We start from the raw sequence: 521 nt of genomic DNA on the forward strand, positions 1-521 counted from the left end.
GTCCGTGGGGGACTCGGCGAAGACACCGGCGACCGTCCTCCAGGGCGAGGGCGCGGCGGCCCGTGCCATACCGGTCGCCTGGCCCCTCAGTGCCGACTGGTCGGGTTCGCGCGGCCTGTGCGTGAAGGGGAGCGGGAAGAAGGGGCGCTGCGTCGCCTCCTACTCCCCCGCCACGGGAGTCCTGACCGCCCTGCGCCCCGGCACGGTGACCCTCGCCGTGACGGTGAACGGCGAACGCGCGGAGCGCCGGGTGGTCGTCGCCCGCTGATCCGGTGCTCCGGGGCCGGAAAGGGCCGGAAGGGCACCGGAAACGCCGACGGGCGGCGGGAGGGATCCTCCCGCCGCCCCATGCGGCGCGTGCGCCGCGCGGCCGTACGGCGGGGCGGCCGTACGGACGGACGTTACGACGCGTCCGCGTTCTCCTTGTCGGCCTTCTCCTGCTCCGCCTGCTCGGCCTTCGCCTGCTTCTTGGAGGCCATGAGCGAGGTGATGGTGGTGACGACGAGCACCGCGCAGATCAC

1 protein-coding gene and 1 pseudogene are annotated in these 521 nt (G+C 74.1%); one reads left to right on the plus strand and one right to left on the minus strand.

The features are described 5' to 3' along the window. Positions 1 to 268: hypothetical protein (locus tag J0695_RS40230; RefSeq protein ID WP_206969762.1), on the plus strand; the 268-nt coding region annotated here is incomplete at its 5' end. Positions 269 to 401: 133 nt separating this feature from the next. Here J0695_RS40230 and J0695_RS44805 read toward each other — a convergent pair. Then, positions 402 to 521, minus strand: a pseudogene (locus J0695_RS44805) (TerC family protein); the annotation flags it as partial.

It is taken from the genome of Streptomyces beijiangensis (assembly GCF_017315755.1).
Taxonomy (GTDB): Bacteria; Actinomycetota; Actinomycetes; order Streptomycetales; family Streptomycetaceae; genus Streptomyces; species Streptomyces beijiangensis.